The sequence below is a fragment of the Sphingomonas sp. EU05-FHT14C10 genome (genome assembly GCF_058790595.1).
In genome coordinates, this window is record NZ_JBYTEN010000015.1 from 46,718 (window position 1) to 61,009 (window position 14,292).

The 14,292-nt window shown below is 67.3% G+C and carries 10 protein-coding genes; 5 read left to right on the forward strand and 5 right to left on the reverse strand.

What is annotated here, in order from left to right; translation table 11 throughout:
* Positions 1-65: 65 nt before the first annotated feature.
* Complete coding sequence (locus AC3WT0_RS14365) at positions 66-1,151, reverse strand: LacI family DNA-binding transcriptional regulator (RefSeq protein ID WP_492754087.1); 1,086 nt, start codon at positions 1,149-1,151, stop codon at positions 66-68.
* A 376-nt stretch (positions 1,152-1,527) separates the two neighbouring features.
* Positions 1,528-3,714 carry an alpha-glucuronidase family glycosyl hydrolase gene (locus tag AC3WT0_RS14370; RefSeq protein ID WP_492754088.1) on the reverse strand — a complete coding sequence of 729 codons (2,187 nt, stop codon included), beginning with the start codon at positions 3,712-3,714 and terminating at the stop codon, positions 1,528-1,530.
* A gap of 211 nt (positions 3,715-3,925) precedes the next feature.
* On the opposite strand from AC3WT0_RS14370, the gene AC3WT0_RS14375 reads away from it, so the two are divergent.
* The 5 genes from AC3WT0_RS14375 to AC3WT0_RS14395 all read left to right on the forward strand — a co-directional run bounded on the left by AC3WT0_RS14375 (position 3,926) and on the right by AC3WT0_RS14395 (position 10,923).
* The gene (locus AC3WT0_RS14375; RefSeq protein WP_492754089.1) at positions 3,926-6,301 is read left to right on the forward strand and encodes a glycoside hydrolase family 3 N-terminal domain-containing protein; all 2,376 of its coding nucleotides are present in this window, start codon (positions 3,926-3,928) and stop codon (positions 6,299-6,301) included.
* 59 nt (positions 6,302-6,360) lie between these two features.
* A complete protein-coding gene (uxaC, locus tag AC3WT0_RS14380; RefSeq protein WP_492754090.1) occupies positions 6,361-7,773 on the forward strand; it encodes a glucuronate isomerase in 1,413 nt (470 codons plus the stop codon).
* Positions 7,770-9,233 carry a mannitol dehydrogenase family protein gene (locus AC3WT0_RS14385; RefSeq protein ID WP_492754092.1) on the forward strand — a complete coding sequence of 488 codons (1,464 nt, stop codon included), beginning with the start codon at positions 7,770-7,772 and terminating at the stop codon, positions 9,231-9,233. Before uxaC ends, AC3WT0_RS14385 begins: the two co-directional genes overlap by 4 nt.
* 104 nt (positions 9,234-9,337) lie before the next feature.
* Complete coding sequence (locus AC3WT0_RS14390; RefSeq protein ID WP_492754094.1) at positions 9,338-10,261, forward strand: retroviral-like aspartic protease family protein; 924 nt, start codon at positions 9,338-9,340, stop codon at positions 10,259-10,261.
* A gap of 116 nt (positions 10,262-10,377) precedes the next feature.
* A complete protein-coding gene (locus AC3WT0_RS14395; protein ID WP_492754095.1) occupies positions 10,378-10,923 on the forward strand; it encodes a phosphatase PAP2 family protein in 546 nt (181 codons plus the stop codon).
* Between the two features lie 44 nt (positions 10,924-10,967).
* On the opposite strand, the gene AC3WT0_RS14400 is transcribed toward AC3WT0_RS14395, so the two are convergent.
* The 3 genes from AC3WT0_RS14400 to AC3WT0_RS14410 form a co-directional block, all read right to left on the reverse strand.
* Positions 10,968-11,777, reverse strand: a complete 810-nt coding sequence (locus tag AC3WT0_RS14400; protein WP_492754097.1) for a TorF family putative porin — start codon at positions 11,775-11,777, stop codon at positions 10,968-10,970.
* 264 nt (positions 11,778-12,041) lie between these two features.
* A complete protein-coding gene (locus tag AC3WT0_RS14405) occupies positions 12,042-13,559 on the reverse strand; it encodes a SulP family inorganic anion transporter (protein WP_492754098.1) in 1,518 nt (505 codons plus the stop codon).
* 3 nt (positions 13,560-13,562) lie between these two features.
* The gene (locus AC3WT0_RS14410) at positions 13,563-14,264 is read right to left on the reverse strand and encodes a carbonic anhydrase (protein WP_492754099.1); all 702 of its coding nucleotides are present in this window, start codon (positions 14,262-14,264) and stop codon (positions 13,563-13,565) included.
* Positions 14,265-14,292: the final 28 nt, after the last annotated feature.

Genomic DNA, 14,292 nt, shown 5'->3' on the forward strand with positions numbered 1-14,292 from the left:
GGCACGCTCCGGTAAGTCAGGACAGTGTCGGTCCGTTAGCGCTAACAATCATGCTGCCGCGCAAGTCAAGCCGAAGGCGCGGCGCGCGTCGATTTCGGGCGGCGGCGCGGCGCGGCGTCGGACTGTCGGCGGACGAAGGTGAAATCGAGCAGATTGTGACGCGGATTGGCCGGGCTGTGCGCGCGCCGCGCCTTCACGTCCTGCACAAGCAGCTCAAGCGCGGCGCGTGACATGTCCGCGATCGGCTGATGGATCGTGGTCAGTTCCGGCCAGATCGTCGTCGACAGCGCCGTATCGTCGAACCCGCAGACGGTGAGATCGCTCGGCACGTCGAGCCCGCGCCGATGCGCGACCGCCACGGTCGCCGCCGCCATATCGTCGTTGCTCGCGAAGATCGCCGAGGGCGGATCGGCCAGATCGAGCAATATTTCCGCCGCGTCGAGCCCCGAGCGATAGGTGAACAGGCCATGCGCCACCAGCTCGTCGGCCTGCGAAAGCCCGGCATCGGCGAGCGCGGCGCGATAGCCCTCCAGCCGGCGCTCGCTGGCGGTCTGGTTGGGATTGCCGGTGATGAAGGCGATGCGCTGATGCCCGAGCGCCGCGATATGGCGCGTCATCGCATAGGCGGCCTGATAATCGTCGATGCTGACTGCGGACACAGATTCCGGCGGGCGCCCCGTTGCGACGACGACGACGGGGACGCCCGCTTCCTCGAGCACCGCGAGCACGCCTGCGGAATCGCAGAGCGGCGGCGGCAGGATCACCCCGTCGATTCCAATGCGCGCAAGATGCTGCGCCGCCTGCTTCTCTTCCTCTCCGATGTCGCATTTCTCGACGATGAGCTGAACGTTACTGCGGCTCGCCTGTTCAAGCCCGCCGACGAGGAATTCGCTGAGATAGGCGGCGCTGGGATTGCTGTAGAGCAACCCGATTCGGATCTCTTCCGCCCCCGCCAGGCTGCGCGCGGCGGCATTGGGCGTGTAGTTGAGCTCGGCGATCGCGGCGTTGACCGACTCGCGCGTCGAATCCCGGACATTGGCCTCGCCATTGATGACCCGCGAAACCGTCATCGGCGAAACGCCGGCGCGGCGCGCGACATCGCTGATCGTGGGAACCGAACGTTGACGACGTGACGACCTGTTGCTGCTCACCTGTTTCTCCGCTCCCCTGCCAGCGTCATAGAGCAAATCGGCAAGATTGCGCCAGACCGCCGTCCGAAAAGGGAGGCGGCCGGCAAAAAGGGGAAAATGCCGGCCGCCGTCAGGGAGGACCTAGAGAAGCGCACGCGCAGACCCGCGCGTACCGCAACCGGCATCGGGAACGAGAAAGGCAAGAGGCGCCTGGCAACACCGCGCGGGAACCTGCGCGACGATGCGAAATGCGAGGATCGAAGCTGTTGAAGGCCGGGCCATCGCATCGCTCTCCTGCCCCGTCGGTCTCGTCCGGACCGATCGCGACGACCGCACCCTCCATGGTAGCGATCACATATGCAGCCTATGGGAGCCCTCCCCTGCTGTCAACGCCGTTTCACGCCCCCGGATGACCCGGCGCATAGGGGAAGCGAAGCGCCTTGTAATAATCGAGATCATGTTCGGGCGCGCGGACGCCGGCGGGAAGCGGACGCTTCGAGATCGAAGCGAAATAGGCGATCGAGGCATCGCGCCACCAGCGCGCTTCCCTTTCCTGAACGGCGAGGAAATCGGCGGTCTTGGCGAAGCGATCGGCATCGACGAAAGGCTTCATGCGCGCCCAGTCCGCACGCATGGCGGCGACCGCCGCGACGCCGCGATCATAATGGGCGATCAGTTCCGCCCACAAGCTCCGCCCCGACGCCATGGGCTCGTCCCAGCCGACATGGTGGAACCACAGCAGATCGCGATCGGGCACTGTCTTGCGATCGGCGAACAGCTTCGCGACGGGCGGCGCATATTGCGCGACGCCGTTGCTGCCGGTGGCCGTCCGATCGAAGCCGATGCCCTGCGCGTCGGCGCGGTGATAATAGACCGGGTTCCAGTCGGGCCGGGCGAGATCGTCGACCCAGGGGCCGGGGCCATAATGATGCCCCGTCGCCATCAGATGCGCGAGGCCGAGCGGAGTCATGTAATCGACCACTGCCTCGCGCGAGGCCATCATCATGTCGACGACAGGGGCGACGAAGGCCGGATCGGTCGAGAAGGTAATCCGCGCCCAATCGGCGGCGATCCCGCGCGCCGAGGCCGAAGGATCCCAGGCAAGGCGGCCGAAGGCATACCAGTTGGCCTGATTGAACGGCGAACCCGCCCAGTCGCGATCGACGCCTATATTGGCGACCCCCGCCATGCCGGTGAGGCGATGGCCCTCGAGCGATCCGTCGATCACTTTCGCGACCGTCGATCCCTTGCCCTTCGCCTGCGTGTCGCTTTGCAACACTTCCTCGAACAGCGCGCCGAGATAGACGAGGTGCGTCGCGAAGCCGAGATATTCCTTGGTGATCTGGAACTCCATCATCAGCGGAGTCTGCGGCATCGCGCCGAACAGCGGGTGGAAAGGCTCGCGCGGCTGGAAATCGAGCGCGCCATTCTTCACCTGCACCATCACATTGTCGGCGAATTTTCCGTCGAGCGGCTTGAACTCCGCATAGGCCTGCTTGACGCGGTCCTCGGGCACTTCATGGCTGTAGACGAAGGCGCGCCACATCACGATGCCGCCATGCGCGCGCACCGCATCCGCGAGCATGTTCGCGCCGTCGGCATGGCTGCAGCCATAATCCTGCGGGCCGGGTTGGCCTTCCGAATTGGCCTTGACCAGGAAGCCGCCGAAATCGGGAATCGCGCGGTAGATCTCGTCCGCCTTCGTCTTCCACCAGGCGCGCACCGCGGGGTCGAGCGGATCGGCGGTCTTGAGCCCGCCAATCTCGATCGGGGCGGAGAAGCGCGCCGACAGATAGACGCGGATGCCATAGGGGCGCAGCACATCGGCCAGCGCCGCCGCCTTGGCGATATAGGGTGCGGTCAGGCTGTCGGCCTTGGCGTTCACATTGTTGAGCACCGTGCCGTTGATGCCGATCGAGGCATTGGCGCGGGCATAATCGGTGTAGCGGGGGTCAGCGAAATCCGGGAGCTTCCACCAATCCCAGATCGACTGGCCGGCATAGCCGCGCTCGACGCTGCCATCGAGATTGTCCCAATGATTGAGCAGGCGGAGTTTGAGCTTCGGCGCGGAAGCCAGCGCGACATGATCGAGTGCGCCGCCCTGCTGGACATGCGCGAGCAGCGCAAAGGCGCCGTAGAGCAGGCCGACGTCGCTGTTCGCGGCGATGGCGGTCGCCGGCCTTCCGCCGATGCTGACCGACCGCACGACATAACCCTCTGCGCCGGCCGACCGGAGCGGCAGCCCGAGCGCGGCGATCGCCGGCAGGTTGGCGGGCGTGCCGATCAGGATTGCGCCGTCGCCTCCTCCAGCGCCGCCGCGCGGTTCGGGGCGCACGCCGGTGAGGCCGCGGAGCCCATGTTCGAGCTCGGCAATCGCGGCCTTGACGGTGGGCGAAGGATTGGCGGGCGCGAGAATGAAACGCGATGCGCGCGCGACCTGCTGGCGCTGGCCTTCGGGAAGCGGGCGGTAGCGGAGCCAGAGATCATAGCCGTCCTCCGCGCGTGCGGCCTGCGACAGGCACGCAAGCAGCATGGCGGCAATGACGACGACGAACGACGGGACGCTCAGATGCCTTGCAAACATGGTCTTCCTCTCCCCCTTCGACCCCAGCATAAAGGGCCGTGTTCCCCGGCCGGGCATTGACAAGCCTCGGTGCCAGAGAACATGGTAGCGTTATCATTCTATGCGCTGTTTACGCGCGCAAAGCGCGATGGCCAAGCGGGGAGAGGAAATCGATGCGCGCGACAGCGACGCCCGGCGGCGACAGGATCGGCCGCGCCTGCGGAGGCGGGCAATGAACCGGCGCCAGGCAATCGGCCTTTTCCTTTCGGCATCCACCGTCGCCTTGTCTCCGGCAATCGCGGCCAAGGCGGCGGCGCGCCCGCTTTACCGCGACCCCACGGCGCCCATCGACCTGCGCGTCCGCGACCTGCTTGGCCGCATGACGCTGGACGAGAAGGTCGCGCAGATGATCGCGTTGTGGGGCACCAAGGCCGAGGTGATGAGCGAAGGCACGCTGACCTTCGACCCCGCGCGCGCAAGCAACGCCTATCCCAACGGCGTCGGGCAGATCACGCGCCCGTCCGACCGGCGCGGCGGACCGGCGGTGGCGGCGGTTGCGGGCGGCACCGGCGCGCGCTGGCGCGATCCGGCCGACACAATCCGCTTCATCAATGCTGCGCAGCATTGGGCGATGACGCAGACGCGGCTGGGCATCCCCATCCTGTTCCACGAGGAGGCGCTGCACGGCTATATGGCGCCGGACGCGACGATGTTTCCGCAGGCGATCGCCATGGCAGGCAGCTTCGATCGCGATCTGGTGCGCGAGGTGAACGACGTCATCGGGCGCGAGGCGCGGGCGAACGGCGCGATCCTCGCGCTGTCGCCGGTGGTCGACATCGCGCGTGATCCGCGCTGGGGGCGGATCGAGGAGACGTTCGGCGAAGACCCCTATCTGTGCGGCGAGATGGGCGTCGCATCGGTCGAAGGGCTGCAGGGCGACGGCAAGACGCTGCCAGCCGGCAAGGTATTCGCCACGCTGAAGCACATGACGGGGCATGGCCAGCCCGAGGCCGGGACCAATATCGGTCCTGCACCGATTTCCGAGCGTGAGCTGCGCGAGAATTTCTTCCCGCCTTTCCGTGCGGTGGTGAGCCGCACGGGGATCGGGGCGGTGATGCCGTCCTATAACGAGATCGATGGGGTGCCGAGCCATGCCAATCGCTGGCTGCTGACCGATGTGCTGCGCGGCGAATGGGGCTTCGATGGGCTGATCGTCAGCGATTATGGCGCGGTGGAGGAACTGGCCAAGATCCACCATGTCGCGGCCGACAATCAGGGCGCGGCCCGGTTGGCGCTGGCCGCCGGGGTCGATTGCGAGCTGCCCGACGGCATCGCCTACCGCACGCTCGTCGATCAGGTGAAGGCCGGCACCGCCGCGATCGCCGATATCGATGCCGCGGTCGCGCGCATCCTGACCTTCAAGTTCCGCGCCGGGCTGTTCGAGGCGGGTCCGGTCGATCCTGTCGCGGCCGCAAGGCTGACCGGCAATGATGCGGCACGCGCGCTGGCGCTGAAGGCGGCGCGCAAATCGCTGTGCCTGCTCACCAACGACGGGACGCTGCCGCTCACCCCCGGTGCGCATCGGCGGGTCGCGGTGATCGGGCCCAATGCCGCCGTCGCGCGCCTTGGCGGTTATTCGGGCGAACCCCGCCACGCCGCCTCGCTGCTCGACGGAATCAAGGCCAAGCTGGCCGGCAAGGCCGAGGTGGTGAGCGCGCAGGGCGTGTTCATCACGCGCAGCGAGGACCGGTCGGCCGATCTGGTCGAGCTGGCCGATCCGGCGCGCAACCATGCACTGATCGCCGAGGCGGCCGACGTGGCGAAAACCGCGGATATCATCATCCTCGCGATCGGCGACACCGAGCAGACGAGCCGCGAGGGCTTTGCCCGCAACCATCTCGGCGATCGCACCAGCCTCGATCTGGTCGGCGAGCAGAATGCGCTGTTCGACGCACTGCACGCGACGGGCAAGCCGATCATCGTCTGCGCAATCAACGGACGCCCGCCCAGCTATCCGGGAGTGGCGGCACGCGCCAATGCGCTGCTCGAATGCTGGTATGCCGGACAGGAAGGCGGCACCGCGATCGCCGAGGCGTTGTTCGGCGAGATCAATCCGGGCGCCAAGCTACCCGTCACCGTCGCGCGCGACGTGGGGCAGGTGCCGATCTTCTACAATCGCAAGCCTTCGTCGGGGCGCGGCTATCTGTTCGCCGACACCGCCCCGCTTTTTCCCTTCGGCTTTGGGCTCAGCTATACCAGCTTCGAGATCGGCGCACCGCGCCTGTCGCAGAGCCGGATCGCCAGCGCCGCGAGCGTGGCGGTGGAAGTCGACATCGCCAATGTCGGCAAGCGCGCGGGCGACGAGGTAGTGCAGATCTACGTCCACGACCGCGTGGCGAGCGTGACACGGCCGATCAAGGAGCTGAAGCAGTTCGCGCGCGTCTCACTCGCCCCCGGCGAAAGGCGCACGCTGCGCTTCACGCTTGGCCCCGACGCGTTCAGCTTGTGGAACGAGGACATGCACGAAGTCGTCGAACCCGGACTGTTCGACATCATGGCCGGACCCAATTCGGTCGACCTCAAAGCGACCACACTCGAAATCGTCTGACGGATAGGCCAATAGGCAGCCCAGGACGGATCCCCATCAGCCCCCCAGGACGCAGGACGATGAAGCCCCTCATTCTCAATCCCGATCGCCTTTTCCCCGCCGACGCGCGCATGCGCGACATCGCCCGCGCGCTTTATGCGGGCGTGAAGGACCTGCCGATCATCAGCCCGCACGGCCACACCGATCCGGCCTGGTTCGCCTATAACGAGTCCTTCCCCGATCCGGCGCAGCTGCTGATCGTGCCTGACCATTATGTCTTCCGCATGCTCTACAGCCAGGGCGTGCGGCTGGAGGATCTGGGCGTGCCGAGCATCGACGGGACGCCGGTCGAGAGCGATCCACGCAAGATCTGGTCGATCTTCGCCAACAATTACCATCTGTTCCGCGGCACGCCTTCGCGCATGTGGCTCGACTGGGTTTTCGCCGAGGTTTTCGGGCTGACATCGCGGCTGGAGGCGGAAACCGCCGACCTCTATTACGACACGATCGACGCCGCGCTGAAAAGCGACGCATTCCGGCCGCGCGCGCTGTTCGAGCGTTTCGGAATCGAACTGATCGCAACGACCGAAAGCCCCGCCGATCCGCTGAAGCATCACCGCGCGATCCGCGAATCGGGCTGGGGCGGCCGCGTCGTCACCGCCTATCGCCCCGATCCGGTGATGGACCCCGAGCATAATGGCTTCGCGAACAATCTGAAGCGCTTCGCCGAACTGGCGGGCGAGGATATCTCGACCTACGCTGGCTATCTGCGCGCGCACGAGAATCGCCGCGCCTATTTCCGCGAGGCGGGCGCGACCTCGACCGATCACGGCCACCCTTCCGCCTTCACCGCCGACCTCTCGCGCGCCGACGCCGAGGCGCTTTACGCCAAGGTGCTCGCCGGCCCGGTGAGCGCCACGGAAGCCGAGCTGTTCCGCGGCCAGATGCTGACGGAAATGGCGCGGATGAGCATCGACGACGGGATGGTGATGCAGATCCATCCTGGCGTCCACCGCAACCATAATCCGGGCGTGATGGCGCGTTTCGGCCGCGACAAGGGCGCGGACATTCCCGGGCCCACCGACTATGTCGACGCGCTGAAGCCGCTGCTCGACCGCTATGGCAACGAGCCCAGGCTCTCGATCATCCTCTTCACGCTCGACGAGACGAGCTACAGCCGCGAGCTCGCGCCGCTTGCCGGCCATTATCCGGTGCTGCGCCTCGGCCCGCCCTGGTGGTTCAACGACAGCCCCGAAGGCATGCGCCGCTTCCGCGAGCAGGTGACCGAGACCGCCGGCTTTTACAACATGGTCGGCTTCAACGACGACACGCGCGCCTTCCTGTCGATCCCTGCGCGCCACGACGTCGCGCGGCGCATGGATTGCGGCTTCCTCGCCCAGCTCGTCGCCGAGCATCGGATCGAGGAAGACGAAGCGCATGAAGTGGCGCACGCGCTGGCCTACGACCTCGTCAAGCAGGCCTACAAGCTGTGACCCGCCTGTCGCCGGCGGTGCTCGCCGCGCTGCCCGCCGACGTCGTGCGCCCGGCCTATGACCGGGCGGCGGCGAAGCGCGGCGTCGTCCACCTCGGCATCGGCGCCTTCCACCGCGCGCATCAGGCAGCGGTGTTCGAGGCGGCTTTGGCGGGCGGCGACCTGCGCTGGGCGGTGACCGGCGCGTCGCTGCGCTCGCCCGGCGTGCGCGACGCGATGTCGCCGCAGGACGGCCTTTATGCGCTGGTGGTGCGCGACGGCGCGGACGAGCAGGTGCAGATCATCGGCGCGATCCGCGAGGTGCTCGTCGCGCCCGAGGACCCGGCGGCGCTGGTCGTCGCGCTCGCCGACCCCGACACGCACATCGTGACGCTGACGATCACCGAGAAGGGCTATCATCTCGATCCCGCGACGGGCGCGCTGATCGAGGACAGCCCCGACGTGCGCCACGATCTGGACGATCTGACCGCGCCGCGCACCGCGCCGGGCTTTCTGGTCGCGGCGCTCGCGCGGCGGCGCGCGGCGGGCCATGCGCCCTTCACCGCAATTTCCTGCGACAATCTGCCGCATAATGGCGCGCGGCTCGAAGCCGCCGTCACCGCGATCGCACGCAAGCATGATCCGGATCTGGCCGAATGGATCGCAGCGAAGGGCGCCTTTCCGCAGACGATGATCGACCGGATCGTGCCCGCGACCACCGAAGAGGATATCGCGGCGCTGGGCGAGCGCATCGGCGTCGAAGACCGGGCCATGGTCAAGACCGAGCCCTTCACCCAATGGGTGATCGAGGATCGCTTTGCCGGGCCGCGCCCCGACTTCGAGGCGTTGGGCGTGCAGATCACCCGCGCGGTCGCGCCGTGGGAGGAGGCCAAGCTCCGCCTGCTCAACGGCGCGCATTCGGGGCTGGCCTATCTGGGCGGGCTCGCGGGCATCGATTTCGTGCATCAGTTCGTCGAGCGCCCCGAGGGCAAGCGCTTCGTCGAGGCGCTGTGGGACGAGGCGGAGACGACGCTGAACCCGCCCGCCGAGCTGGACGTCGCCGCCTATCGCACCGCGTTGATGGCGCGCTTCGCCAATCCGGCGCTGCAGCACCGGACGCGCCAGATCGCGATGGACGGATCGCAGAAGCTGCCCCAGCGGCTGGTTGCGCCGATCCTCGCCCGCCGGGCGAAGGGACAATCGATCGACCGGCTGGCGCTAGCGGTCGCGGCGTGGATGCGCTGGCAGGGCGGCGTCGACGACGGCGGCGCGGCTTTCACCGTCGACGATCCGCTGGCGGCGGAAACCGCGCGGCGGATCGCGGGGCTGGGCAGCGCCGGCGAGCGCGTCCGCGCGCTGACCGGCATCGAGGCGATCTTCCCACCCGAATTCGGGGCGGACGATGTCATCGCCGCTACGATCGGCGCGCATCTCCAGACGATCGAGACCAAGGGCGCGCTGGCAGCGATCGCCGACGCCTGATCGCTTTGCTGCACCTGCTGCTGCGGACGGCGTTCGCAGCAGAAATTTCACCCTTCGTCGATCGGACGATGGCTAAGCGCCTTTGCTTGCGGCATGATCGGCGGATGGCAACGCTTCTTGCGCTCATCCTCGCGCTCGCCGGGCAGCAGGTTCCGGCCGCCCAGCCGACGCCGCCGACCATCCCGCCCGCCACGCTCGACGACACGCTGGAGATCAGCGGGGACGAGGTGGCCGCCAAGGCGGCGCGGACGCGGCTGACCGTGCCGGTGATGGTCAACGGGCAAGGACCGTTCCGCTTCATCGTCGACAGTGGCGCCGACCGGTCGGTCATCACCCAGTCGATCGCCGCGCGCATGAACCTGCCGCCGGGCAAGGCGGCGATGCTCCACAGCGTGGCGGGGGCCAAGCGCGTCGAGACCGTCAAGATCGACTCGATGCTGATCGGGACGAGCGAGGTTTACGACCTGATCACCCCCGTGCTTCCGGAACTGTTCGTGGGCGCGCAGGGGATCATCGGGATCGACGCGCTCGCCGAGCAGCGGCTGATGCTCGATTTCGACAAGAAGACGATCAGCGTTCAGGATTCGCGCAAGCCGGCCGCCGTCGAATCCGATGTGATCGTCGTGACGGCGCGGCTGCGCCACGGGCAGTTGATCCTTGCGCAGGCGCTGGCGGGCGAGAGCCGGCTGTACGCGATCATCGACACCGGATCCGAAGTGACGATGGGCAATATGGCGCTGCTCAAGCGCATCTTCCGCGGCCGCAACCCGCCGACGGCGACGCCGATCGTGCTGACCAGCGTGACCGGGCAGACGCTGGAGGCGAGTCTGGTGATCCTGCCGCGCATGAAGATCGGTGGACTCAATTTCGAGAATGTGCCGGTGGCCTTCGCCGACGCCGCGCCGTTCGCGCTGTTCGGCCTCGGCAGCCAGCCGGCAATGCTGCTGGGCACCGATCTGCTCGAGAATTTCCGGCGCGTCTCGCTCGACTTCCGCAACCGCAAGGTGCGCTTCCAGCTGAGGCGGTGAACTCTCCTCCGGCTTACAAATCATTGCTGCGGGTGCGGGTCCGCTGTCACGGCGGCGTCATATTGGCGTAATGTGGCGCGGCCGGCCACGCCGGCGCGCAAAGCATGGGGGTCCATATGCGCCTGACGCCGATTGCCGCAGCATTGTGCCTTGCCGGGGCGACGCTTTCCGCCCCCGCCATGGCCCGCAACGAAAAGGCCTGGGACGATGCGAGCACTGTCTCACGCGATGCGCTCGTCGTCGTCGCGCTCGGATTGCCCGCGGTCAAGGGCGACTGGACAGGCGACCTGCAGGCGGGGGGCAGCATCCTCGCCGCCGGGCTCGCCAGCTATGGGTTGAAGGAAGCATTCCCCGAATGGCGGCCCGACCGATCGGATCGCAAGAGCTTCCCTTCGGGCCACACGTCGGTGGCGTTCGCCGCCGCGGCATCGTTGCAGAATCGCTATGGCTGGCAGGTGGGTATTCCCGCGCAGATCGTGGCGGCGTTCACCGGCTTCTCGCGCGTGCAGGCGCGCAAGCATCACTGGTATGACGTGGTGGCGGGTGCGGCGATCGGCGAAGCGTCGGGCTTCCTGATCACCACCAAGCGCAATGCCAGCGTGCGCGTGCTGCCCTGGGGCGACACCAAGGGCGCGGGGGTGACGCTGGGGATGCGCTTCTAACGGGCCTCCGCCCGCCCGATACCGGGCGAGCGGAGCGCTTTGCATTAGAAGGCGGCGGTGATGCTGAACACCGCGCGGCTGCCGGCGATCGACGAGCCGTCGCTGGTGTCCGAGAAGTTGGGCAGCAAATAGGCCGACTTCTTCTTGGTGATGCTGGTGTCGACATAAGCGACGCCCAGCGTCACCGGCCCGACGACGACATCAACGCCCAGCAGCCAATCCCAATATTTGCCGGTGGGCGCGAGGCTGGTGCCGTTGGGGCCGAGGCCGGGATTGCCGTTGGAATGGCCGAGGTGGCCCTTCACCGTCGCCGGCGTGCCGGGGATGCCCGCGCTCGCGTCACCCCAGATATAGAGATTGTCGTGCTTGGCGCCGATGCGGCTCTTGGGCGTGTTGGACCAGTTGCCCAGCGCCTGCTGCTTGGGCGCGTAGGCGATGCCGGCGAGCAGGCTGACCGGGCCGGCGGTGCCGCTGACCTTCACATAGGGCTCGCCGAAATCGGTTTTGTCGTAGCCGCCCGGATACATGTACCAGGTGAGGCCGGCATCGACCGTCACCGGACCGACGGGCAGCTTATAGCCGCCGACCAGATCGAGCTCCATATTGGCGCCGCCGAAAGTGCCCCAGCCCGAAAGGTTCGAAGCCCAGACGCTCGCGTACAGGCCGCTCTTGTGCGCGACGGTGAAGCCGCCCTGGATCGCGAAATCCTTGTCGGTCTGCGATACGCCGCGGAAGCGATAGTCTGAAACAAGGCCGACCGAACCGGATACCGTGAACGGCTTTTCCGGCTCGGTCTGGGCCAGGGCCGGTGACGCGCCGGCAAGCAGCACGGCAAGGCATGCATATGTTTTCATTTGGAACATCCCCCAATTCTTATGGTGATGTCCCACCTGCGCCCGGATTTGCGTGCCCTCTCACCCCTGGGAAGGAAAGGCGGTGACACGTCCGTCCGAGGCGGCCAGCTTATGCGGCTTGCGCTTCTGGTCTTTTTCCGAACTGTAACGAAATATTGCGGAATACCGGCATGGGCGCGCGCGGGCGCGGCCCTGGGCGGCAAAGAGAAACGCCGCCCGGACGAGGTCCGGACGGCGTCGAGTTGGAGGGAATTTGGGTTCGGATCAGGCGCTGAGGCGCTCGACGTGGCGGCTGTCGCCGGTCAGCTCGATCTGCATCCCCTGCCCGCGCTTGCGCTGGAGCCAGTCGCGCAGCAGTTCCGAACAGCTGTGATCGAGGCCCGCGAGGCGCTTCAGCTCAAGGTGGAGCGGACGGCCCTCGGGAACCGAGTCGAGCGCGTTGCTGAGCTTGGGCAGCGAGACGAAGGTCGCCGCGCCGTCGAGCGCCAGCCGGCTCTCGGTCTCGCCGTGATCGGCCTCGACGTTGAGGCGGAGCTTGCGGCCATACGGCAGGATCTCGAGCAGCGAGAGCGCAATGCCCGCCAGCACGCCGGTCAGCAGATCGGTGGTGACGACGAGGATGAAGGTCGTCGCCCAGATCAGCACCGGCAGCACGCCATAATGGTGGAAGAGGTGCCTGGCGTGGCTGACGCTCACCAGGCGCCAGCCGGTGATGACGAGCACGCCGCCGAGCGCCGCCATCGGGATCTCGCGCAGCAGCCAGGGCAGCAGCGCGACGAAGCCGAGGATCCACACGCCGTGGAGGATCGCCGACAGCCGCGTCATCGCGCCCGCCTGCACGTTGGCCGAGCTGCGGACGATGACGCCGGTCATCGGCAGCGCGCCGGCGAAACCGCAAAGCAGGTTGCCGATGCCCTGCGCGCGCAATTCCTTGTTATAATCGGTGCGCACGCCGTCATGCATGCGGTCGACCGCCGCCGCCGACAGCAAGGTCTCGGCGCTGGCGATAAACGCGATGGCGATGGCCGCGACGATCAACGCCGGATCGCCGAAGGTCGAGAGGAAACCCGCGCCCGGCGTCTCGATCGCGCCGACGATCGACTGGGGCACGTCGATGCGCGCCACGTCGAGCTTGAGGAAGAAGGCGATGAGTGTCGCCGCGACGACGCCGATCAGCGCGCCGGGGACGAGGCGGAGCGAGGTGGGACGGAACCGCTCCCACGCCAGCATGCCACCCATGGTGACGAGGCCGATCAGCAACGCATATTCGGCCGCCTGGAAATCGCCGAACTGCAGGCCGAGCACGCGGCCCGGCATGGCGGCGAGGTTCTGGACGCCGCTGGCAAGCGGCTTCGCATCGAACAGCGTGTGGAACTGGCCAATGACGATCAGCGCGCCGATGCCGGCAAGCATGCCGTGGACGACCGCCGGCGAGATGGCGCGGAACCAGCCGCCCAGCCTGAAGACGCCGGCGACGACCTGCAGCGCGCCCGCGAGCACGAGGATCGGCCCGAGCGCCGAGATGCCGTGATCGCGGACCAGTTCGAAAACGATGACCGCTAGGCCGGCGGCCGGGCCGCTGACCTGAAGCGGCGAACCGGCAAGGGCGCCGACGACGATGCCGCCGATGATGCCGGTGATCAGCCCCTTCTCGGGCGGAACGCCCGAGGCGATGGCGATGCCCATGCAAAGCGGCATCGCCACGAGGAAGACGACGATCGACGCGGTGAAGTCGCGCGCCAGGAAGGGCGCACTCAAACGCGACATTGCCTGCGACGCCATATTTTACTCCGCGGCCTGCATGAAGGGCTCGACCTGCGCCGCGGCAAGGCGCTGGGCGGGCTCGAGCGCGACGGGAAGGGTCTGGTCCTCGCGCAGCGCGACGAAACGGCCAGTCTTGCCATCAAGGCCGAGGATCTGGCCGGCGTGGATGTCGACGAACCAGCCGTGGAGGGCGATCTCACCGCGCGCGATGCCGGCGGCGACCGACGGGTGCGTGCGGAGATGCGCGATCTGCGCGACGATGTTCTCAAGCGCCATCGCCCGCACGCGGGCATCGCCCGTCAGCTCGGGATAGCCGGTGTTGACGACGTTCTGCGCGGCCGTCGAGTGACGCAGCCAGGCCGCGACGTTAGGCATGGTGGCGAGGCTCTCGGGGTTGCTGAGCGCTTTCATCGCGCCGCAGTCCGAATGGCCGCAGACGATGATGTCGCGCACGCCGAGCGCCATCACGGCATATTCGACGGTCGACGAGACGCCGCCATTCTGCGTGGCGAAGGGGGGCACGATGTTGCCCGCGTTGCGGCAGACGAACAGGTCGCCCGGCGCGGCCTGCATGATGAGTTCCGGCACCACGCGCGAGTCGGCGCAGGAGATCATCAGCGCCTTGGGCGCCTGACCCTGCGATGCCAGCTTTCCGTAAAGCGCGCTCTCGTTACGAAACACGGTCTTCTCGAAGTCGAAGACGCGGCCAATCAGATCGTTCACGATCACACTCCTGGAATTATTGATCAGG

What these genes read in the sequence shown, in the direction of transcription:
- AC3WT0_RS14375 (WP_492754089.1), top strand. Translation starts at nt 3,926, where the DNA reads ATGAACCGGCGCCAGGCAATCGGCCTTTTCCTTTCGGCATCCACCGTC.
- uxaC (WP_492754090.1), top strand. Translation starts at nt 6,361, where the DNA reads ATGAAGCCCCTCATTCTCAATCCCGATCGCCTTTTCCCCGCCGACGCG.
- AC3WT0_RS14405 (WP_492754098.1), bottom strand. Translation starts at nt 13,559, where the DNA reads ATGGCGTCGCAGGCAATGTCGCGTTTGAGTGCGCCCTTCCTGGCGCGC.
- AC3WT0_RS14370 (WP_492754088.1), bottom strand. Translation starts at nt 3,714, where the DNA reads ATGTTTGCAAGGCATCTGAGCGTCCCGTCGTTCGTCGTCGTCATTGCC.
- AC3WT0_RS14390 (WP_492754094.1), top strand. Translation starts at nt 9,338, where the DNA reads ATGGCAACGCTTCTTGCGCTCATCCTCGCGCTCGCCGGGCAGCAGGTT.
- AC3WT0_RS14400 (WP_492754097.1), bottom strand. Translation starts at nt 11,777, where the DNA reads ATGAAAACATATGCATGCCTTGCCGTGCTGCTTGCCGGCGCGTCACCG.
- AC3WT0_RS14395 (WP_492754095.1), top strand. Translation starts at nt 10,378, where the DNA reads ATGCGCCTGACGCCGATTGCCGCAGCATTGTGCCTTGCCGGGGCGACG.